The sequence below is a fragment of the Pantoea sp. GABEPS69 genome, from assembly GCF_045780835.1.
Taxonomy (GTDB): Bacteria; Pseudomonadota; Gammaproteobacteria; order Enterobacterales; family Enterobacteriaceae; genus Pantoea; species Pantoea septica.
The window spans coordinates 3,910,512-3,931,462 of record NZ_CP118618.1; the positions used below are offsets into that span (position 1 = coordinate 3,910,512).

Genomic DNA, 20,951 nt, shown 5'->3' on the forward strand with positions numbered 1-20,951 from the left:
GTGTTCATCCTGACCTCTTACCGGAGTCGCGCGCGTTGGGCGGGGTAAGTCGACGCCGCGCATGGCGCTGCAGCATGGCGAAAATCGCCGCGCCCGCCAGCCCGGCAAGGATCAGCGCCGCCAGCGCCATCAGCACCGAATGCTGGCTGGCGTACCACACCACCATCATGTACCAGGGCATCTCGCCGCTCGGATACTGCGGGCCGACGCGGAAGCTGCGAATGCCGTTCTCGTCGGTGATGATGGCGGTATCGCCACGGATCGCCGCGTTAATGCGCGCCGAGTTCAAATCGCCATGCAGCCGCAGCAGCTGTTCGTCGCTGGTCGCGACCGTCATTACCACGGTGCGATCGGGATTCCAGGGCGAGCGGTAGCTGACAAAGCCGCGCCACGCCTCGTTCGAGGAGAAGTAGCGATCGGCGTCCAGCGGCTGGCGATACCAGTCGCCGGTCAGCCAGCTGCGCACGTTGTCCAGGGTCGAGGGCGTTTTCACGCCGAAGTTGGCGCCGTTAGCCTCGAACGGCGAACGCGCCAGCATCTGCTGGTTAAAGCGGCTGTCGCCGGTGGTGCTGATCGCCAGCACGTCGCTCTTCGCCAGCCGCGCCAGGTGAGTGCCGCCGCTGGGCAGGCCGAACATCACCTGGTTCTGCGTCAGCGCCGCGCCGGTGGCGTTGCCCGCGCGCGCCGCCAGATCGAGCAGCGTGGCGATTTCGGCATTGCTCGGTTTCTCCGGCATCAGCAGCGTGGTCTGGCTGAAGTCCGCCAGCCGCGTAAAGGGAAAGGAAGCGCCGACGAAGTAGGAGAGATTAGGCAGCAGCGTGAAGTGGCGCGTGTGGCTCAGGTCGATCCATGACGCCTCTTCAATGCGGCTTTTGATGTTGTTGTTGAGCAGCACGCCACAGGGCGCGTCCGCTTTCGGCCGGATATTGAAGTAGAGCGAGAGCTGGTTGTCGCCGTAGATCAGCCAGGGATCGAGATGCAGCTGATACTGCTCCTGACGCGCGTCGCCGCCCAGACGGTGCCACGCCTGTTCGAGCAGGCCGACTTTGTTTACCGTCAGGTTGCGCAGGAAGGTGCCGTTCAGCATCACGTTGAGGAAAGAGCTGTTCTCGTCGATCCAGCTCTCCGACGGAAAGCGATAGCTCAGGTTTACCGGCACGGTATCGCCGTCCCACAGGAAGAGATCCGGCGCGGCGCGGAAATTAACGCGCAGCGCGTCGTGCCAGAGGCCGGTCGACGTCAGGCTCTGGTTCGGGTCCAGCAGTTCGTTGAGACGCACCGGGTGGCTGGTGTTGATCCAGCGCGGCGCGTCGTAGGGTTTGCGGCTGGCGAGAGGCTGCGGCTGAACGGCGAGGCTGCTGGCGTCGGTATTCAGCGGCTGCGTGGTGAGGCGTAGCGCCGCCTGACGCAGCTGGGCGTCATCCTCGCCCGTTACCAGCAGCAGCTTATAGACCGGGTTATTAGGGTTATCCACCAGCGTCAGCTGCGGGCCGCTCGCCTGCGGCAGAGTCAGAGCGCCGATACGATCGCCCGGATGACCGAACAGAATGCCATTTTGCTCGGGCAGCTCGCCGCGCGATACCGGGAAGCGGATGGTGCGATAGTCGCTCTGAATGCCGAGCCACGACGCCACCAGCGCGGCGGCGCTAATCGCGTCCGGCGCGACGTTGCTGGCGAAGCCCATGGTGACCGACGCGGGCGTCATGCGCAACGGGTCGATAAACGGACGCGGGAAGTTGCGCAGGCGCGTGCCGATATTCAGCTGCTGCCCTTCCAGACTCAGCGTAGTTTTCGGCAGGATCGTAACCTGATAGTTCTGCGCACTCTCTTTCTCGCACAGCAGCTTATCCGCATCGTTAATTTTAAAGCTGAGGTTATTGCTGGCGACCACCATTGCGGCGGGGATCTCGAGCTGATAGTCGCTGACGTCGCTGTCGCTGGCGCCAAGGGGCAGCGTGCCGAGCGGCTGGCCGTTGAGCATCAGCTGCAGCGAGGTGTTGCGTGCCGCCAGCGCCTGAGAGACGCGCAGCGACAAATTGAGGTGCGCGTTGGTGATTACCTCATCACCCGGCAGAGTAAAAACGATGCCGGACTGCAGCTGGCCGCCGCTCAGGATAATGCCCTGCTGCTGGCCCATCTGCGCGACGGAAATGGTGCTGCTGATCGGCTGGTTCAGCGCCGCGGCTGGCGCAGGCGCAATTACCGGCTGGCCCGGCACAAAGGGCGCGGCGGCGGCGGCGGACGAAAGCTGCGGATCGGCCTGCTCCAGTCCCGCCGGCGGCGGCAAGTCAGACAGCACGCGCTCCTGCTGGGTTGAGGGCGCGCTCGATTCCAGTGCAGCAGGCGCGCTCGACTCAGGCGCAGCTGGCGCGTTCAGTTCGGGCGCGGCGAGCGGGTTCGATTCCGGCGCGGTGGACGCGCTCGATTGTGGCGCGGCAGGCACAGCCGGCTCCGGCGCGGCGGGCGCGGCGCTGTTGACCGGCGCGGCAGAATTATCGGGCGCTTCCGCCCAGCCTGCGTTCAGCCACAGCGCCGCCGCCAGCGATGACGCCAGCAGAGAGTGAGTCATGATTTTCATGCTGCGCCGTCCTCTTTTGCCGCGGCAGGCGCGTGGCCTTTGGCGCGTCGATCCTTCCAGGTCAGCCAGAACAGCTCGAACACGGTGCGAATAATGGTGCCCAGCGAGAGCAGCGCATTGTCTTTTTTGTACTCCGGCTGAAGCCAGGCGTCGGCGCGCGCCAGCACCACGCGCACCAGCTCGCGCCGACGCGCCAGCGGCATCGCGGCGAAGCGCAGGCGAATCGACTTGTCGTCGCCGGAAATTTTGCTCACCGGAATGGTAATAGCGCCCGACTGCAGCAGCAGATCGATCTCTTCAATCTCATCGGTTTCATGACGGTTATCCGGCGCATCCAGCTGCGCGCCGCCCATGGAGAGATCGCTGGTGCGGGTGCGCGACGAAATGCCGCTGGCGTAGTGGATAATCGCCGGGATCTCTACCTCGATGCGGATGGTTTTACGCACCTGCCGCGTTTCACGCGCCACCGCGATCGCCGCCATCAGGATAATCAGGCTAAAGAGCGCCCAGCCGACGTTCAGGGCAATCACGTAAGGGTCGACGCCGAAGTAGTCGTGCATCACCGCGCGCCCCACGCCTGCGGCGATGCCGATGCCCAGCAGCGCCGCCACGATGACGTGCGGACGCACAATGTGAAAATCGAAGAAGCCCTGATCGAGCAGGCCGCCTTTGTCGGTCACGTTAAATTTGCCGTGCCTGGGCGACAGCAGAGTCAGCAGCGTCGGGATCACCAGGTGGAAACACATCACGGTTTCGTAGATTTCGCCCCAGAAGGTGTAGCGAAAGCGGCCGTTCATGCGCGAGTTGACGTAGAGCGACATCACCAGGTGCGGCAGCACATAGGCGAAGATCAGCGACGCCGACGAGTGAATGATATTGAGATTGAACAGCAGATAGGCGAGCGGCGCGGTCAGGAACACCACCCGCGGCAGGCCGAACTGAAAGTGCAGCATGGCGTTGAGGTAGCAGAGGCGCTGCTGCCACTTCAGGCCGCGTCCCAGCAGCGGATTGTCGACGCGGAAAATCTGTGTCATACCGCGCGCCCAGCGCGTACGCTGCACCACGTGCAGACCCAGACGCTCAGTCGCCAGACCGGCCGCCAGCGGGATCGCCAGAAACGCCGAGCCCCAGCCGCGCCGCTGCATTTTCAGCGCGGTATGGGCATCTTCCGTCACCGTTTCCACCGCAAAGCCGCCGATCTCCTCCAGCGCCACGCGACGGATCACCGCGCAGGAGCCGCAGAAAAAGGTGGCGTTCCAGTTGTCGTTGCCCTGCTGTACCGGGCCATAGAACAGCGCGCCTTCGTTGGGAATGGTGCGCGCCGCGCGCAGGTTGCGTTCGAAGGGATCGGGCGAATAGAAGTAGTGCGGCGTCTGCAGCAGCGCCAGCTTCGGATCGGACAGGAATGGGCCGACGGTGGCCTGCAGAAAGGTGCGCGTGGCGACGTGGTCGCAGTCAAACACGCAGATCAGTTCGCCTTTGGTGATCTTCATGGCGTGGTTCAGGTTGCCCGCTTTGGCGTGGCTGTTGTCGTCGCGCGTAATATAGCCGACGCCGACGTCGGCGGCGAAAACCGCAAACTCCGGCCGCTTGCCGTCATCCAGCAGATAGACCTTCAGCTTGTCGCGCGGGTAGTCGATACACTGCGCCGCCAGCACCGTATCGCGCACCACGTCGAGGCTTTCGTTATAGGTCGGCACGTAGACATCAACGGTCGGCCAGAGGGTGACGTCGTCCGGCAGCGGTTCGATGGTGCGCTTTAGCGGCCAGGTGGTTTGCAGAAAGCCGAGAATTAGAATCAGCCAGACATAGATTTCAGCAAGATATAAGCCGATGCCGAGGATCGCTTCCGTTTCGGAATTAAAATGGAGCGTCTCCGTAGTGCGCCACCAGATATATCGGGTGGACATCAGGGCAGAGAGAATAACCATCACCACCGTTATTTTACGGCTTTTGCTGAACCCCAGTAAAAACATCATCAAAATACTGATTAAGCCAAATATATATTGTTTCTGGCTGTCCATCGGCGTAATGACGATTACCGCGGCCGCCGGCGCAAGCACCAGCAGCAACAGGTAAAACCCGATCTTATTCATGATTCACCCTGGAAAAGCGCTGTTTTTTATAGCCCGGCGACGCCAGGCAATTAATAGTGGCTGCTGCGGATCGGCGCCTGAACTTCGCCATTGCCGACGGAAATATTGAGGATATTCGCCACGCGTTTTCCAATCAGTTCAATATCGAACGCGGCGGCGGACGCAGGGCTGAAATCGTAAACCGACTGCTGTGAGGCGTTGGCTTCCGCCACGCTCTCATCGCGATGCACCACGCCCAGTAAGCTGTCGCCCAGCCGCTGCTGCATAAAAGCGGTGACGTCGCGGCTAATATTGCGGCGGTTATCGCTCTGGTTCAGCACGAAGTAGTGACCCAGCTGATTATTTAGCGGCTGGCCAATCATGCGGTTATTTTCAATTTGCGGTAACAGCGAAACCGAGGCGGTATCGGCCAGCATCACCACCAGATGCATTTGCGCCAGCGCGCTCATCGCTTTTAGCGCCGGGCCGGGGCCGGGCGGAAAGTCGGCAACGATCACCAGACCGGGATAGTTCAGCACCGTATCCAGCCCGCGCCGCAGGAAGTGGGGATCTTTCGCCAGGTTCTCTTCAAAACGCTCGCGCTGCGGCTCGGTCACGTCGCCGTAGGGCAAGACAAAAATGTTGCCGCCGGTGGTAAGGATCGACTGGCTCCAGTCCGCCTGCTCTTCCGAGCGCGCGACAAAGCCGCGGCCGTCGTTGAGCGGCACGCCGAAATGCAGACGCAGGGCGTTCTGCACGTCAAAATCGATCGCTAATACCTTGCTGCCCGCCCGCGCTAATCCCCAGGCCAGATTGGCTGCCAGCGTGGTTTTCCCGACTCCCCCTTTTGGCGAGCACACACAAACTAACGGCATAGCGCAATCTTCTCCAGTAACGGTTTGAGCAGGGTTTCTTTCGGCAGGCTGACCGGCTCGCTGTGGCGCGCGCGAAACAGGCCGCCAAAGCGGCGCACGGGCGCGGCCGCGGGCAGGCTAAACGCCTGAACGGGCGGCGCGGAAACGGATGCGGCGGGTACGCTAAGCGGCGGAACAGGCGACGGGGAAACGGGCGCGACGGCGGGCGGTGCGACGGCTTCAGGCGGCGCCGGAAAGAGCGAAGATCGGGGCGTCGCAGCAGCAGGCGCGCGATCCGTCAGGCTATCGAGAATGCTGCTGCGTGCGCCGACAGGCTGCGACGCCGCGGGCTGACGCATCAGCGGCGAGGCGGCTGACGCGCGAAACTCATCGCCACGCAGCGGCTGCGGCTGCGGCAAATCGATACGCTGGCTGCCGCTGAACGGCGTTGAGGCGTCTTCATTTGCCAGCTGGCGAATAAGCGCCCACTGGCTATTTTCAGCGGGTTCCTGCAGCTGGCCTGACATATCTTTAAAGGCGATATCGAGCGTTTGCGTTTTTTCTTTGAAACGCTGCAAATCGTCGTAATTTTTCATCGGGCCATGGCCTGCATTCAGGAAAAAATTTGCCAGGAATATATCACATTCATTTAGGCCCGGTGAGAAAAATCTGATTATAAAAGACGCACATTCAATAAAAGAGTTTTATCTTTATGATTGATTTAAAACTCTCACAAGCCGTTCTTGTCGGTTTTGTTAATAAATTAATTAATTAGCCTTAACTGAAATAGATAAGCAATTATTGGGGGTCCAATAATAAAAGTTACGCCTTACCCTTTGATGGCGCTGCCAATAGCGTATAGAGACTTTTTTGCGTTTTTTCTTAATGCAAAGCTGACAGGCGTTTTACGCTTTAGACAAAGCGTCGCGACAGCCGCTCACGTCAGCGACGATAATCTTTTACCTAAATGTTATTACGGCAGCTGAAGATGTATCAGATGACATGAAGAGTGGGCAATAAAAAGGCTCCTTACGGAGCCTCTCTGTTTAAACAATCCCTTCCGCCGCGCCGACCGGCTGGTTTTCATCCTGGTCGACGGCGAAGCAGGCGATTTGCTGATCGCCGTAGCGCTTCAGCTTCGGCTGTAGCTGCACGCAGGTCCCGAAGCGGCGACGGCAGCGCGCGTTAAAGGCGCAGCCCGGCGGCGGATTGAGCGGGCTGGGCAGTTCGCCGGTCAGCTTGATGCGTTCGCGCCGGTCGTCTGGATTAAGACGCGGCGTGGCCGACAGCAGCGCCTGAGTATAGGGATGGCGCGGATTGCTGAAGATCGCCTCTTTGCTGCCCTTCTCCACGCAGCGGCCCAGATACATCACCATGACCTCGTCCGCAATGTGCTCCACCACCGAGAGATCGTGCGAGATAAAGACGTAAGAGAGCCCCATCTCCTGCTGCAAATCCATCATCAGGTTAAGCACCTGCGCGCGCACGGAGACGTCGAGCGCCGAGACCGGTTCGTCGGCGATCAGCACGTCGGGTTCGAGCATCAGCCCGCGCGCGATGGCGATACGCTGACGCTGGCCGCCGGAGAACATATGGGGATAGCGATCGTAATGCTCGGTTTTCAGGCCGACCTTCGCCATCATCTCCAGCGTCTTCTCTTTACGCTCCGCCTTGCTCAGCGCGGTGTTAATCAGCAGCGGTTCCTCAAGGATCTGGCTGACTTTCTTGCGCGGATTAAGCGAACCGTAGGGGTTCTGGAACACAATCTGGATTTTCTGACGACGCAGCTTCTGCGCCTGCGGATCGTGCTTCAGCAGATCCTGACCGTGCCAGAAGAGCTGACCTTCGGTCGGCGTTTCAATCATGGTCAGCAGGCGGCCGAGCGTCGATTTCCCGCAGCCGGACTCGCCGACCACCGCCAGCGTTTTGCCGCGCTCCAGATTAAAGGAGACGCCGTCCAGCGCTTTCACCAGGCGCTCCTGGCCGAACAGGCCTTTCTTCACCGGATAGTGTTTTTTCAGGTCAATCGCCTGTAGCAGGTAATCCTGCCTGGTATTATCAAGACTCATAGGTCGGTCTCCCGGCATCATCCAGCGGATAGTGACATTTGGACTGACGCCCCGGAATGTCGCGTAAGGCAGGTTCTTCTTTACGGCAGCGATCGGTGGCGTAGGGGCAGCGCGGATTCAGCAAACAGCCGACAGGACGGTCATATTTGCCCGGCACCACGCCCGGCAGCGACGCCAGACGCGCCTTATCGGCGGCGAACTCCGGCAGCGCGCGCAGCAGCGCCTGCGTATAGGGGTGGCGCGGCGCTTTAAAGATATCGCTCGCCTTGCCGCTCTCGACCACCTGACCCGCATACATCACGATGATGTGGTGCGCGGCTTCCGCCACCAGCGCCAGATCGTGCGTAATCAGGATCAGCGCCATATTCTCCTGCTGCTGCAGCTCCAGCAGCAGCTCGATAATCTGCGCCTGAATGGTCACGTCCAGCGCCGTGGTCGGCTCGTCGGCGATCAGCAGCTTTGGCCGACAGGCGATCGCCATGGCGATCATCACGCGCTGGCTCATGCCGCCCGACAGCTGGTGCGGATAGACATCCAGTCGCGACGCCGGGTCGGGAATGCCGACCTGCGTCAGCAGATCGATAGCGCGCTGACGGCGGGTGCGGCGGTTGCCGCCCTGATGCACCTTAATCGCTTCCATGATCTGGTAGCCGACGGTGTAGCAGGGGTTCAGGCTGGTCATGGGATCCTGGAAAATCATCGCCACTTCCGCGCCCACCAGCTGGCGGCGCTCTTTTTCGGAGATGCGTTTCAGGTCGCGCTGGTTGAACTCCAGCTTCTCCGCCATCACTTTGCCGGGAAAGTCGATCAGGCCCATAATCGCCAGCGAACTGACCGATTTGCCCGAGCCGGACTCGCCGACGATCCCCACGACCTGCCCCTGCTCAACCTGATAGCTGATGCGGTCGACCGCGCGGAACGGTGTCTTATCGTCGCCAAAATGCACCGATAATTTATCTACATTTAATAACGCCATCTCGGTGCCTCTTACTGCTTGAGTTTCGGGTCGAGGGCGTCGCGTAAGCCGTCGCCCATCAGGTTAAAGGCCAGCACGGTGAGCAGAATGGTCAGACCGGGAAAGGTCACCACCCACCAGGCGCTTTGCGCATACTGCAGTACGTCGGAGAGCATGGTGCCCCACTCCGGCGTCGGCGGCTGCGCACCCATACCGAGAAAGCCCAACGCCGCCATATCGAGAATGGCGTTGGAGAAGCCCAGCGACGCCTGCACGATCAGCGGCGCCAGACAGTTAGGCAGAATGTTGACGAACATCTGACGCAGCATGCCCGCACCCGCCACGCCGGAAGCGGTGACGTAGTCGCGGTTAACCTCAACCAGCACCGCGGCGCGGGTAAGACGGATATAGTGCGGCAGCGCGACAAAGGTCAGCGCGATAGAGGCGTTGACGATCGACGGACCGAAGATCGCCACCAGCACCAGCGCCAGCAGCAGGCTCGGCAGCGCCAGCATAATATCCACGATGCGCATGATAATGGCGTCCACCACGCCGCCGAGGTAGCCCGCCAGCAGGCCGAACACCACGCCGAGGATCAGCGACAGCACCACCACCATACAGCCCACCAGCAGCGACAGGCGCGCGCCATACATCAGACGCGACAGCACGTCGCGGCCCACATCGTCGGTGCCAAGGATATAGCTCCAGCTGCCGCCTTCCTGCCAGACCGGCGGATGCAGCAGCGCATCGCGGAACTGCTCTGCGGGCGCATGCGGCGCCAGCGCGCCGGCGAAGATGGCGATCAGCAGCATCAACACCACATAGACCAGGCCGATGACCGCGCCTTTATTGCGTTTAAAATAGTGCCAGAACTCCTGAATGGGGGTCATCGGCTTGGGTGCAGCGGGTACGCTTGCGGGATCAACAACAGACATGACGCCCCCTTATTTCTTATGTCGTATGCGCGGATTGACCACGCCGTACAGCAGATCAACCAGCAGGTTGACCAGGATAATCAGCACCGCAGTCAGCAGCACGCCGCCCTGCACTACCGGATAGTCGCGGCGTTGCAGCGCTTCGATCAGCCAGCGGCCGAGGCCAGGCCAGGAGAAGATGGTTTCCGTCAGGATAGCGCCCGCCAGCAGCGTGCCGACCTGCAGGCCGATCACCGTGACCACCGGCAGCATGGCGTTACGCAGCGCATGAACCACGATAACGCGCATGCGCGTCAGGCCTTTCGCACGCGCGGTGCGGATATAATCTTCGCCCAACACTTCCAGCATTGCTGAACGCGTCATACGCACAATCACCGCCAGCGGGATAGTGCCGAGCACGATAGCGGGCAGGATCATATGCATCACCGCATCCTTGAAGTCGCCCGCCTCGCCCCAGAAGAAGGTGTCGATCAGCATAAAGCCGGTAAGCGGATTACTGTCGTCCAGGAACACGGTGTCGCTGACGCGGCCGGAAACCGGCGTCAGGTTAAGCTGCACCGACACCAGCATGATCAGCATGATGCCCCACCAGAAAATCGGCATGGAGTAGCCGGTCAGGGAGATGCCGACCGCGGTATGGTCGAAGATAGAGCCGCGCTTCACCGCCGCAAGAACGCCTACCGGGATACCCACGGCGACGGCGAAGATCATGGCGCAGATGCCGAGTTCCAGCGTGGCTTTAAAGCGCGGTACGAACTCATCCCATACCGGGATGCGGCTCTTGAGCGAAATGCCCAGATCGCCATGCAGCACGCCGTAAATGTAGTGAACGTACTGTTTCCACAGCGGCTGGTCGAGGCCAAAGGCCGCCATCAGCTGGGCGTGACGTTCCGGGGAGATCCCGCGTTCGCCCGCCATGATCAGCACCGGATCGCCGGGGATCATATGCACGAATGCGAAGGTCAACAGGGTAATGCCGATAAATGTCGGGATGACAAGTCCCAGACGTCGGAGTATGAACTGCAGCATAAGCCGGATTCTCAGTCTTTTCCCGCCGCGGTAAGCTGCGGGATCTATTGCTCACAACTCGCTCCCGAAAAAAATCGCGGGCGCGACGCAAAGTGCGTTAACCGTCATCTTTCGCTGCGCAGGCGCGAGGGCCCCGGCCCGACGTTTACCGCGGCAAATGTCGGAGACTGGTCGGCTCGCCGCTTTCCTGCAGCGCGAAGATGTTGGGTTTTATTCGAAGAAGTTAGCCGAAAATGCGCGTCGACTAAGCGGGCAAGCGCCCGCTCAGGGGCCGAACAGGTCGGCCCGCACCACAGGAGTTATTCCTGAATATCGACGTTTTCGAAATGGTGTTTACCTAACGGATCGACCACGTAGCCAGAGACTTTTTTGCTCACCGGCTCAAACACCGTAGAGTGAGCGATAATCAGCGCCGGCGCCTGGTCATGCATCACTACCTGCGCCTGCTTATAAAGCTCGATACGTTTATTGTGGTCCGACTCCGCACGCGCCGGCTGGATCAGATCTTCAAACGGCTTGTAGCACCAGCGCGAGTAGTTGGAGCCATCTTTTGCCGCCGCGCAGCTAAACAGCGTGGCGAAGAAGTTGTCCGGATCCCCGTTGTCGCCGGTCCAGCCCATCATCACCGACTGGTGTTCGCCCGCTTTCGCGCGCTTCAGGTATTCACCCCACTCGTAGGTCACGATTTTGGCTTTCACGCCGATTTTCGCCCAGTCAGCCTGAACCATTTCCGCCATACGACGCGCGTTCGGGTTGTAAGGACGCTGAACCGGCATCGCCCACAGGTCAATAGAGAAGCCGTCAGCCATACCCGCTTCTTTCAGCAGCGCTTTGGCTTTTTCCGGATCGTAGGCGTAGTCCTGAATCGCGTCGTTGTAGCCCCACATGGTCGGCGGGATCAGGTTCTTCGCGGCCTGGCCTGCGCCCTGATAAACAGCGTCGATAATCGCTTGCTTATTCACCGCCATAGTCAGCGCCTGGCGCACCTTGACGTTATCCATCGGCTTCTTCTCGGTGTTGAACGAGAGGTAACCAACGTTCAGGCCCGGCTGCTCCATCAGGTTGATCTTGGTGTCTTTCTTCATGCTGGCGATGTCGGCCGGGTTCGGGTACGGCATCACCTGGCACTCGCCCTTCTGCAGCTTGGCATAACGCACGGAGGCATCCGGCGTGATAGAGAAGACCAGACGATCGATTTTCGGCTTGGTGCCCCAGAAGTCCGGGTTGGCCTTATAGAGAATGCGCGAATCTTTCTGGTACTGCTGCAGCACGAACGGACCGGTGCCGACCGGGTTCAGATCCAGCTTCTCCGGCGTACCGGCTTTCTGCATCTTGTCCGCATACTCTTTCGACAGAATCGACGCGAAATCCATGCCGAGGTCGGCAAGGAACGGCGCTTCCGGGCGCGTCAGGGTAAAGCGCACGGTGTAGTCGTCGACTTTCTCGATTTTGCCGATCAGCTTCGGCATATCCATGCCTTCGAAATATTCGTAGCTGCCGCCGGAAACGTTGTGGAAGCTGTTGTTTTTATCCAGCTGGCGCTCGAACGAGAACACGACGTCGTCGGCGTTGAATTCACGCGTCGGCTTAAACTCTTTGGTGGTCTGCCACTTCACGCCTTTACGCAGGTGGAAAGTGTAGGTTTTGCCGTCATCGCTGACGTCCCACTTCTCCGCCAGGCCAGGCTGCAGCTCGGTGGTGCCTATTTTGAACTCAACCAGACGGTTATAGATCGGCACGGAGCTGGCGTCATAGGTGGTGCCAGAGGTGAACAGCTGCGGGTTAAAGCCTTCCGGCGAGCCTTCTGAACAGTAAACGAGGGTTTTTGCCTGAACACCTGCGGCGACGGTCATAGCAATCAGGCTCAGACCGACCTTCAGCATCCTGGATTTGGCCAGGGAGTTGATCATGCTTTTGCTCCATTGTGATGTGATGTTGTGTGTATTGCCCGACCTCTGTTTTTTTTATGCGGTTCAGGCGGACCACTGACGTGGTCGAAAGTGCGGAGCGTTCTTGTTGTGTTTTCCCGACGCCGTGGAAACTGCCGGATCACGCCGCTTCTGCAACTTTATTGACGCATCAATTTGTCAACAGTTGCAATGAACGTCAATACAGCCGCGAGTTATTTACACAGAGTGTGAGGAATAGCAAGCAACGGTAAAAAAAAGCCTTCTCGCTTAATCGCCAGATATTGCACAGCGCTTTTCGCTGCCAGACCATATATCTCACTAAGCCTGACGATAATTGACAGTGATTCTCACCGCTAAAAAACATCGGCGCTTGCGCGATAAATGTTGAATAACTGAACGATTCAGCGTGCGTTATCGCGTCCAGGGAGTAGAAAATGCTGGGATTCAGGCATAAGCAATCCGCATGACGATAAAAAAGGTCATAAGAAAAACGCGATGCGAAATAAGCGTCTGGGCCTGATGCGGCGCGCATTAGCGCGTTGAAAATGGCAATAATCAGATGAAACCCGCCTGAACGGCGGCAATGGGGAATTTAGTGAAGTTTTTAATAAAACTGTGGGAAAAAGCAGAAACAATCACAGGCGATATTATAGCGAAAAAAGAGCCAGCGAAATTGATCGAAACGCGCGGTTAACGCCTCACAAAAACTTATGCGAATGACAGTTTAATCATGCCTGCTTTTTATTGGATAGCGCATTCGAGCATGAAGAGAATGACATTAAAACAAGTGCCAATATGCTGCATTAAAGTTCTTAGGCGACATATGTTTCAAACAGGCCGCACCTGAGCTTAAACGCGGATGGCATGGACGGAGAAACACGAGTTGCGAGCAATCTCTTTTCAAACAGACAGCGCCTCAGTCGAAACGCGGATGGCATGGGCGGAGAAACACGAGTCGTGAGCAATCTCTTTTCAAACAGACAGCGCCTCAGTCGAAACGCGGATGGTATGGACGGAAGAGCAAAGCGTCCCGCGACAGGGCCGTCGCGGGCCGAGCGCGCAGGGATGCGTACAGCGACTTTGCGATCCGTCCATACCATCCGCGTGAGCACGAGTCTTACAGCGTCGTTTTCCTGCAGACGAAAAAAAACCTGCTTTTTCAAGCAGGTTTCTTAAATCTGGTCGGTGAGAGAGGATTCGAACCTCCGACCCCTTCGTCCCGAACGAAGTGCGCTACCAGGCTGCGCCACTCACCGATGGGGGCGCATGTTACTGCGCCCGATTGTCAGCGTCAACCGCTTTTTAGCGGTTTAGCCGCGTTCGCCTGGAAAGCAGCCTGCCCGCCAAAATTCTGGTGCTTCTCAGTCACATCCCGCGCGTCGCTGTGCGACGAAACCGGCGCCTGACACCAGTTATTCGCCGCTTTAATACCGCCGTTCGGCGAACTGTAGCCCAGACAACCCAGAATCGTATCGAACAGCTCAACGTGGCGATGCGTCTTACCGACGCGCTGCTGCGCCTGCAGACGCTCGAAATTAGCGCGGTTATTGGCATCGGCCAGATACTTATCCGACGCCCACACCATCATCGGCACGCGGAACTGCTCCGGCGGCGCCAGCTCGCGCGGCGTACCGTGCAGGTGCATATTCTCGCTAATCGACTCGCCGTGGTCGGCGGCATAAAACACAATCGCTTTCTTATCGCGCAGCTGATCGAACACGCTATCGAGCATGCTATCCACGTAAAGAATCGAGTTATCGTAGGCGTTAATCAGCTGCGCCTTGCTGCAGGTCTCATCGACGCCCATACACTCCGGCTGATAGCGCGCGAAACTGCGCGGATAGCGCTGCGAATAGAGATAGTGCGAACCTTTGGTATGCAGCACCACCAGATGCTTGCCGTGCGGATAGCGATCCAGCGACGCCTTCAGTTCCGGCACCAGCAGCATATCGTCTACCGACTTGCCGGCATTGCGCGGCTCCGAGCCAATCTGCTCGCGGAAGGCGAAATTATTAACCTCCGCGTTATCGTAAAACCAGACCTCGCTCTGCATGGCGAACAGCTCGGACGAAAAGCCCAGCTCCTTCATCACGGCAAAAATATTCTTCTCTTTCAGCGTACGTCCCGGACTATCCTCGGTGCCGCCTTCGCGCACGAACATACAGCGCAGCGACAGCTTGGTGGCGGTGTCGCACGACTCGCCACGGAACGCCACCAGATTCTTCTCTTTAGAAAGCTTCGGCGTGGTATCGCGATCGTAACCCAGCATGCCCATATGATCCCAGCGCGTGGTCTCGCCGATCACGAACACCACATAGGTATCGTCAATGCCCGGCGGCGCGACATAGGTAAACTTCTTCGCCGGATCGAGCAGCTCCTGACTGTCCAGCGTCTCATCAATGCGCGTCCAGGCAAACAGCCCTACCGCTGCCAGCCAGTTTGACGGCAAATAAGAGTGCGCCACCACGCCACCGTAGCTCGGCAGATCGATATTGGTAATCTCTTCATTAGCCTTTTGCAGCTTGTCGAAATAGCGGATCGGCAGCCACACCAGCGCCACGCACAACAGCATCAACAGCGCAGGCTTAAGGCGCTGTCCCGGCGTGCGCAGCTGCTCCATCAGCGTCTGGCTGAGGTTATTACGCCAGATCATCAGCAGCGGCAGCGCGCTGACGCCGACCATCCAGAGCACGAAGTGCAGGCCGACCACCTCTTTCGACAGATCGACGTCGGTGGTCATCACCGAGGCGACGATGCCGTAGCCGATAACCACGTTAAAAAAGGCCATATAGTAGGCCGCAGCGACGGAAATCAATACCAGCAGCGTCGCGAGTATGCGATAGAGCCGCTTGCCGCCCAGCGACAGCAAACGCATCAGGAAAAAAGTCAGCACGACGATAGCCATCACTTCCGTGAAAGCCGTCAGCCAGTTGGTGGGTGTGGATTTGGTAAGAAAGCCGTCAAAACGACGGTAAAAAATCGGCAAATTCAGCAGGATGCCGATGTATAACGCCAGCAGCAGCGACAGCTTTTGCTGAGTTATGGTCTTAATATAATTCATCTTAAAGGGTTTTCCCGGGACTTAAGCACGATGTTGAACGCTATTGTGACTATCGCAACGCGGAAGAGTTCGCTGAATTAGCGCAGAGACATAACGATTGTCAGGCGAACAAGAAGAATCTGAACGGGATCGGACGGCTCTTTCACGAGGCTGCACAGTAGAACATAAAATAACCAGGCAGGCCAGAAAAGACGGCAGCGAACAGGCGCCAGAAAAGCGGGGAAAATGAAAGTGGGCCCGCTGCCGGGCCCGTAAAGCTTAGCGAATGATATTCAGCGTCACGTCGATGTTGTTGCGCGTGGCGTTAGAGTACGGACAAACGATATGCGCGGCGTCAACCAGCTTCTGCGCTTCCGCTTCGTCCATCTCCGGCAGGTGAATATTCAGTTTGGCTTCGATGCCGAAACCGTTCGGAATCGGACCGATGCCGACTTCGCCTTCAATCCATGCGTCTTTCGGCATCGCGATTTTGTCGCGGCCCGCTACAAACTTCATCGCGCCGAGGAAACAGGCGGAATAGCCGGCAGCGAACAGCTGCTCCGGGTTGGTGACTTCGCCGCCGGCGCCGCCCATCTCTTTCGGCACGCCCAGCTTCACGTCCAGCACGCCGTCAGAAGAGGTTGCACGACCATCACGGCCGCCGGTTGCTTTGGCTTTTGCGGTATAAACAACTTTCTCTAAAGACATAACTTCCTCTCTTTATAAACGATTTAATCGTACGCGATTAATAAAAGTGTAGCAGGTGTGTCGACGGGCGCGAGCGCCCGCTAAATCTTCAGCGCGACCGGTTAAGATTGTCGCGCAGTAAATCGAGCCCGTTCTTCAGCGCCAGCAGCGTTTCTTCATCGCAGGCCGTGGCGCACTGAACCGTCTCTGGAATGGCGCTCGCCTGGCTTTGCAGTTCGCGGCCCTGATCCGTCAGCGTGACAACCACCTGACGTTCATCCTGACGCGAACGCTGGCGGTTAATCAACCCTGCGCTTTCCAGCCGCTTCAGCAGGGGCGTCAGCGTGGCGGAATCGAGAAACAGCTGCTCGCCGATTTCAGAGACGGTGAGATCGTCCTGCGCCCACAGCACCAGCATCACCAGATATTGCGGATAGGTGAGGTCGACCTGCGACAGCAGTTGCCGATAGACTTTATTCATCGCCAGGTTGGCGGAATAGAGTGCGAAGCAAAGCTGTTGATTGACCAACAGTGGCGCCGCCTTCACTTTTTTGTCATTTTGGTTACTGTTCATGGCAATCAATATAAATAGCGCGCTAGACAATTGCAAGCAACTTTTAACCAGGAGGGCTTTTGCATGCTGGAATCTCTGGAAGAGCAGGCACGACGCTACGCGACGCGCGCTCATGCTGAAGCCGGTCAACGGCGCAAATATACCGACGAACCCTATATCGTTCATCCCGCCGCCGTGGCGGAGCTGGTGCGCAGCGTCAGCGCAGACGACGCCCTGCTGGCGACCGCCTGGCTGCACGATACGGTTGAAGATACCGCCACCACGCTGGCCGACATTGAATCGCACTTCGGTTCGCGCGTGGCACAGCTGGTCGGGATGCTGACCGATAGCGCCCAGCCGCAGGCGAAAAACCGCGCCGCGCGCAAGCTGGCGCACTTTCGCCATACTGCCGAGGCGTCGCCCGAGGCGCAAACCGTCAAGCTGGCCGATATTATCGATAATACGCGCGCCATCGTACGCTTCGATCCCCACTTCGCCCGCATCTATCTGGTGGAGAAACGCGTTCAGATCCAGCTGCTGAAGCAGGGCGACGCCCAGCTATGGCAGCAGGCCAGCGCCGTTATCGAACAGGGGATCGCGCAGCTCGGCCAACCGCCCTACAGCGTGCCGGAAAGCTGGTTCGTTAAACAGGCGGCGAAATATAGCGGGCTGAGCTAAAAAAAAACCCGCCGCGGCGGGTTATCTTTTGTTCTTGTTTTTAGTCTAGTAACTGCCGTCCGAGATAGGGATTGGCATGCAGCAATTTCATCAGTTTCTGCGCCGTCGCGGAAGGACGTGTACGGCGCGCTTCCCAGCTTTTTACCGAGGAGACGCTGACGCCCATCACTTTGGCAAATTCATCTACTTTCATTCCGGTTAACTCACGCAGGCGCTGCGGCTCTGGCATGGCGGGCTGAAGCTGAATTTCAGTTGTGGCAGGTGTTGCATCACGTGTCAGTACAATCTGCTCAAGGCTGCTGAGCAATTCAAAAACAGGATCTTTTACTTCCATAGAGAACTCCTTAAAACTCACTATGAATCACGTGAAAGTAGAGGTAAAAACCAAATGGTTCACACACCGATCTTTGCAGGCTGTATCCCGCAAGGGTTTATGGTTATCGTTAGTGAAACCCCTACGGGACACAGCCTGATGCCCACTGTCTGATAAGGTTGTCAGAGCAATGGGTCATCTCGCCGGGATTCTAAGTATGGATAGAGACCTGACGATTTGCTGCGTGAATATCGATTATTTTTTTAGCTAAAGCTGTCCTTTTTGCTATAAGCAAAACAAGCCCTTGATCACAAAAGGCAAACCCACCGCGCTGCGCTTAAAAAAAGCGCAAAAATTGCAAAAAATGCGCACCGTTTACACTGCTACTGTAAAGCTTTCTGTCTAATAATCAGGCAAAAATCGCGCCAGGATGCAAAGCCTGTGATTTTTTCTTGTTTCACCTCTCCCCCGGCCTGCGACAGGATAGACATTGCACCACCTCGGCGCATTGTTATGGCGCAGCTGCACTCAGCTAAGGAACGGGAAATGCATTCTGAGTTCGATTTTCACGCCAGCTACGCGTCGCACCGTGTGCCGGTGATGGGCCGCAACGCGGTGGCCACTTCTCAGCCGCTGGCGTCGCAGGCAGGTTTGCGTATGCTGCTGCAGGGCGGCAACGCGGTGGACGCGGCGATCGCCACCGCCATGGCGCTAACGGTGCTGGAGCCGACCGGCAACGGCATCGGCAGCGACGCCTTCGCCATCATCTGGGACGGCAGTCGGCTGCACGGTCTGAACGCGTCGGGCCGCGCGCCGGCCGCCTGGCATCCCGGGCGCTTCGTCGGCCGCAGCCGTATGCCGGAGATCGGCTGGGAAGCGGTCACCGTGCCGGGCGCGGTATCGGCCTGGGCGGCGCTGGCGCAGCGCTTCGGCACCCTGCCGCTGACCACGCTGGCACAGCCTGCCATCGACTACGCGCGCAACGGTTTTCCGGTCTCGCCGCTGATCGCCGAACTCTGGCTGCGCGGTTTCGACAAGCTCCAGCATCAGCCCGGCTTTGGCGCATGTTTTGCGCCCGACGGCAGGCCGCCGCGCGCTGGCGAACTGTTTCGCAATCCGGCACAGGCCGACACGCTGCAAAAGATCGCCGAAAGCAACGGAGAGAGTTTTTATCGCGGCGAGCTGGCGGAAAAAATGGTCGCCTTCGCCCGCCAGCATAACGCCGCGCTGACGCTGGAGGATCTCGACAGACATCGAGCCGACTGGGTCAGCGTGCTGTCGCAGCCGTTTGCCGGCGGTTCGGTACAGGAGTTGCCGCCCAACGGCCAGGGGATCGCCACGCTGATTGCGCTGGGCATTCTCGAGCAGCTCGATATCGGCCGCTACGCGCCCGACTCCGTTCCCTGGCTGCACCTCTCTATTGAGGCGATGAAGCTGGCGCTGGTGGATCTGGCGCGTTACGTCAGCGATGAAGATCATCTTGAGTTTCCGGCGCAGCGGCTGCTGAGCGAGGGCTATCTGCGTCAGCGCGCGGCGCTCATCGATCCTCAACGCGCGGGCGACTTCGTCTTCGGCGCGCCGCAGCAGAGCGGCACCGTCTATCTCAGCGCCGCCGATGCCAGCGGCATGATGGTCTCTTTTATTCAGTCGAACTTTATGGGCTTTGGCTCCGGCGTGGTGGTGCCTGGCACCGGCATCAGTTTGCAAAATCGCGGCGCGGGCTTCTCGCTCGATCCCGCGCATCCCAACGTGGTGGCGGGCGGCAAGCGCCCTTTCCATACCATTATCCCGGCTTTCGCGCTCGACGCGCAGGGCGCGCCGCTCATGTCGTTCGGCGTTATGGGCGGGCCGATGCAGGCGCAGGGCCACCTGCAGCTGGCGCTGCGCATTATGCTGCACAAACAGAATCCGCAGGCGGCAATCGACGCGCCGCGCTGGCGCGTGGAGCAGGGTCGGCACGTGGTGTTCGAATCCGCGCTTGAGCGCAATACGCTGGCAGCGCTGCGTCGACTGGGACATCAGGTGACGCTGGAGGATCCGCTGCAGGGCTATAACTTCGGCGGCGCGCAGGCGATCGTTCGTGATTCGCAGGGGTTTTATATCGCGGCGACAGAGAGCAGAAAGGATGGTCAGGCGGTGGTGTTTTAGCGAGACAGGGGGCAGCAGCGCTGCCCCGCTCAGGCGGCCAGCACCGGCCGTACGCCCAGCGTGTGACAAATGGCGTAGCTCATTTCCGCACGGTTCAGCGTATAGAAATGGAAATCCTTCACTCCTTCACGCGACAGGATTTTTACCATATCCATGGCGATATTGGCGCCGACCATTTTGCGCGTTTCCGGGTCATCATCCAGCCCCTCGAACATCGCATTCATCCAGCCCGGCACACGCACGTTGGTCATGGTGGCGAAGCGCGTTAGCTGTTTAAAGTTCGACACCGGCAGAATGCCTGGCACGATCTCGACGTCGATGCCGGTGGCGACGCAGCGGTCACGAAACCGCAGGTAGCTCTCGACATCGAAAAAGAACTGGGTGATCGCGCGGCTGGCGCCCGCATCGATTTTGCGCTTCAGGTTGATGAGATCGGCCTGCGCGCTTTTCGCCTCGGGATGCACTTCCGGATAGGCGGCCACCGAGATATCAAAATCCCCGACCTCTTTCAGCAGCGACACCAGATCGCAGGCGTACATATCGGGTTTGCCGCCGTTCGCCGGCAGATCGCCGCGCAGCGCCACAATGTGGCGAATGCCGTTGTTCCAGTAATCTTCCGCAATCGCGCGCAGCTCGTCGCGCGAGGCGTCAATGCAGGTCAGGTGCGGTGCGGCTTCGAGGCCGGTGCGATCTTTAATGCCTTTGATAATGCTGTGGGTGCGGTCGCGCTCGCCGGAGTTGGCGCCGTAGGTGACGGAGACGAATTTCGGCTTCAGGCTGCTGAGACGATCGATCGAGTGCCACAGGGTCTCTTCCATTTCGCTGGTACGAGGCGGAAAAAACTCGAATGAGACATTAATTTGCCCGTTCAGCTCCGCCAGGCTCTGATTCAGCGCTTCGCGCTGGTTGGCATGAAAGAAACTCATCCTGCTTACCTCATCAAAAACGTCGGGTTAATTTGCGGCCTGCGAACATCCATACGTTTAGACGTCCAGATGCACAAAATGACCCAATCTCAGGGAGTCGTCAACTGAAAAGTGATAAAGCGGCGTGACAAATATTCAAACAGAGTGAGGGAAATTCATGCGGATGAAAAAGTGGCGTTGAGCGCCTGCCAACGGGGCAGG

Annotated in this window: 15 protein-coding genes, 1 tRNA gene and 1 pseudogene; 2 read left to right on the forward strand and 15 right to left on the reverse strand. The window is 58.8% G+C overall.

The features are described 5' to 3' along the window. Window positions 1-4 precede the first annotated feature (4 nt). The 13 genes and pseudogenes from bcsB to PVE98_RS18995 form a co-directional block, all read right to left on the reverse strand. Complete coding sequence (gene bcsB, locus PVE98_RS18935) at window positions 5-2,578, reverse strand: cellulose biosynthesis cyclic di-GMP-binding regulatory protein BcsB (protein ID WP_096072365.1); 2,574 nt, start codon at window positions 2,576-2,578, stop codon at window positions 5-7. Further along, window positions 2,575-4,674, reverse strand: a complete 2,100-nt coding sequence (gene bcsA / locus PVE98_RS18940) for a UDP-forming cellulose synthase catalytic subunit (protein ID WP_333620713.1) — start codon at window positions 4,672-4,674, stop codon at window positions 2,575-2,577. The genes bcsB and bcsA overlap by 4 nt, the downstream gene beginning before the upstream one ends. A gap of 50 nt (window positions 4,675-4,724) precedes the next feature. After that, complete coding sequence (bcsQ, locus tag PVE98_RS18945) at window positions 4,725-5,528, reverse strand: cellulose biosynthesis protein BcsQ (RefSeq protein WP_033754478.1); 804 nt, start codon at window positions 5,526-5,528, stop codon at window positions 4,725-4,727. Next, the gene (bcsO, locus tag PVE98_RS18950) at window positions 5,519-6,103 is read right to left on the reverse strand and encodes a cellulose biosynthesis protein BcsO (protein WP_096072363.1); all 585 of its coding nucleotides are present in this window, start codon (window positions 6,101-6,103) and stop codon (window positions 5,519-5,521) included. Before bcsO ends, bcsQ begins: the two co-directional genes overlap by 10 nt. Before the next feature lie 450 nt (window positions 6,104-6,553). Continuing rightward, window positions 6,554-7,576 (reverse strand): dipeptide ABC transporter ATP-binding subunit DppF, encoded by a 1,023-nt coding sequence (dppF, locus tag PVE98_RS18955; protein WP_096072362.1) that lies wholly within the window; start codon window positions 7,574-7,576, stop codon window positions 6,554-6,556. Next, complete coding sequence (gene dppD, locus PVE98_RS18960) at window positions 7,566-8,552, reverse strand: dipeptide ABC transporter ATP-binding protein (protein WP_033754472.1); 987 nt, start codon at window positions 8,550-8,552, stop codon at window positions 7,566-7,568. The genes dppF and dppD overlap by 11 nt, the downstream gene beginning before the upstream one ends. An 11-nt stretch (window positions 8,553-8,563) precedes the next feature. After that, complete coding sequence (gene dppC / locus PVE98_RS18965) at window positions 8,564-9,466, reverse strand: dipeptide ABC transporter permease DppC (protein WP_033754469.1); 903 nt, start codon at window positions 9,464-9,466, stop codon at window positions 8,564-8,566. Between the two features lie 9 nt (window positions 9,467-9,475). Continuing rightward, entirely contained in the window at window positions 9,476-10,495 is a 1,020-nt protein-coding gene (gene dppB / locus PVE98_RS18970) for a dipeptide ABC transporter permease DppB (RefSeq protein ID WP_033754467.1), read from the reverse strand. 299 nt (window positions 10,496-10,794) lie between these two features. Further along, on the reverse strand, window positions 10,795-12,405 hold the full coding sequence (gene dppA, locus PVE98_RS18975) for a dipeptide ABC transporter periplasmic-binding protein DppA (RefSeq protein WP_033754464.1): 1,611 nt from the start codon (window positions 12,403-12,405) through the stop codon (window positions 10,795-10,797). Window positions 12,406-13,584: 1,179 nt separating this feature from the next. Beyond that, a tRNA-Pro gene (locus PVE98_RS18980) sits at window positions 13,585-13,661 on the reverse strand. A gap of 131 nt (window positions 13,662-13,792) precedes the next feature. Next, window positions 13,793-15,466: pseudogene (eptB, locus tag PVE98_RS18985) on the reverse strand (kdo(2)-lipid A phosphoethanolamine 7''-transferase); the annotation flags it as partial. 258 nt (window positions 15,467-15,724) lie between these two features. Continuing rightward, on the reverse strand, window positions 15,725-16,153 hold the full coding sequence (locus PVE98_RS18990) for an organic hydroperoxide resistance protein (RefSeq protein WP_033754461.1): 429 nt from the start codon (window positions 16,151-16,153) through the stop codon (window positions 15,725-15,727). 88 nt (window positions 16,154-16,241) lie between these two features. Further along, the gene (locus tag PVE98_RS18995) at window positions 16,242-16,706 is read right to left on the reverse strand and encodes a MarR family winged helix-turn-helix transcriptional regulator (RefSeq protein ID WP_048785091.1); all 465 of its coding nucleotides are present in this window, start codon (window positions 16,704-16,706) and stop codon (window positions 16,242-16,244) included. A gap of 63 nt (window positions 16,707-16,769) precedes the next feature. Here PVE98_RS18995 and PVE98_RS19000 point away from each other — a divergent pair, with 63 nt between their 5' ends. Continuing rightward, entirely contained in the window at window positions 16,770-17,363 is a 594-nt protein-coding gene (locus PVE98_RS19000; protein ID WP_096072360.1) for an HD domain-containing protein, read from the forward strand. Window positions 17,364-17,403: 40 nt separating this feature from the next. Here the strand turns inward: PVE98_RS19000 and PVE98_RS19005 are convergent, their stop codons facing one another. Continuing rightward, on the reverse strand, window positions 17,404-17,697 hold the full coding sequence (locus PVE98_RS19005) for an HTH-type transcriptional regulator (protein WP_033754453.1): 294 nt from the start codon (window positions 17,695-17,697) through the stop codon (window positions 17,404-17,406). Window positions 17,698-18,222: 525 nt separating this feature from the next. Between PVE98_RS19005 and PVE98_RS19010 the strand changes: the two genes are divergently transcribed. Continuing rightward, window positions 18,223-19,824, forward strand: a complete 1,602-nt coding sequence (locus PVE98_RS19010) for a gamma-glutamyltransferase family protein (protein WP_407568532.1) — start codon at window positions 18,223-18,225, stop codon at window positions 19,822-19,824. A gap of 29 nt (window positions 19,825-19,853) precedes the next feature. On the opposite strand, the gene metF is transcribed toward PVE98_RS19010, so the two are convergent. Then, window positions 19,854-20,750 (reverse strand): methylenetetrahydrofolate reductase, encoded by an 897-nt coding sequence (metF, locus tag PVE98_RS19015; RefSeq protein ID WP_048785085.1) that lies wholly within the window; start codon window positions 20,748-20,750, stop codon window positions 19,854-19,856. Window positions 20,751-20,951: the final 201 nt, after the last annotated feature.